We start from the raw sequence: 999 nt of genomic DNA, 5'->3' as shown, positions 1-999 counted from the left end.
CCTTGCTCGATAATAGCTCTCGTATAACTCTGAAATAAACTTGACTTAAAAGCTTCGACAAAGCGATTACGCTGATCTTTATCTGCACGTTTTGCATATTTTCCCATCACGCGCGCAGCAATTCGACGAAAATCGATAATACCACTGATAGCCTTTTCCATGTTCGCGTAGAACACTTCTGGGTTTGTTTCGTAACCCTCTTTTTCCGCTTCAAAGGTCGCCAATATCTGAGCAACATTTTGCTCAACCGCTTGCTTTACAACATCCGATTCATCCGCATGAACCTTAGCTGTGAACATGGCAACGAGAAGGAAAACAATACCCGCCAATCGTGCACTAAACATATTTTATCTCTTAAATGTCTGCTTGACCCGATGCGAATGCACCGATCAATTTTTCAAGATTTAAGGCTGACTGCGTATCAAAAATAGTATCGCCGTCTTGCAGATACTCTTCATCAGCACCAACACTTATTGCGACAAACTTATCTCCTAACAACCCAGAGGTTTGAATTGACGCAACACTATCAGTCGTCAAGTTATCGACTTCGGCGTAAATTTCCATTTCCACCAAAGCCATTGCAGATTCTTTATCAAGACTTACATCGCTCACGCGACCTATCGCCACACCAGCCATCGAGACACGTCCACGAACAGACAGACCACCCAGATCATCAAATTGGGCATAGACTTTGTACGAGTCTTTTTGTGAATCGAGCGACAGGCCACTAACTTGCAGTGCGAGAAATATCAGAGCGGCCATTCCTGCGACCATAAACAATCCCACAACTAATTCGACTGATTTGTTATACATACATATTCTCATTTAGTTCCATCAAAGCGATCTTTACAGACCACCGAACATCACTGCAGTAAGCAGAAAGTCTAGACCAAGGATAGCTAATGACGAATAAACGACCGTTTTGGTCGTCGCATTACTAATTCCTTCAGAAGTTGGAATCAGATCATAACCTTGAAAAACCGCGATCCAAGTTACAAC

3 protein-coding genes are annotated in these 999 nt (G+C 42.8%); all 3 read right to left on the bottom strand.

All coding sequences use genetic code 11. The features are described from left to right. On the bottom strand, positions 1-344 hold a 344-nt coding region (locus tag A3738_RS19665), incomplete at its 3' end, for an ABC transporter substrate-binding protein (RefSeq protein WP_197473933.1). A 10-nt stretch (positions 345-354) separates the two neighbouring features. Then, complete coding sequence (gene mlaD, locus A3738_RS19660; protein ID WP_068475088.1) at positions 355-813, bottom strand: outer membrane lipid asymmetry maintenance protein MlaD; 459 nt, start codon at positions 811-813, stop codon at positions 355-357. Positions 814-846: 33 nt separating this feature from the next. Further along, positions 847-999 (bottom strand): ABC transporter permease (locus tag A3738_RS19655; RefSeq protein WP_197473932.1); only part of this gene is annotated, 153 nt, incomplete at its 5' end.

It is taken from the genome of Oleiphilus sp. HI0066 (assembly GCF_001635725.1).
The sequence above is the reverse complement of the archived record's forward strand: the minus strand, read 5'-3'. Positions and strand labels throughout refer to the sequence as shown.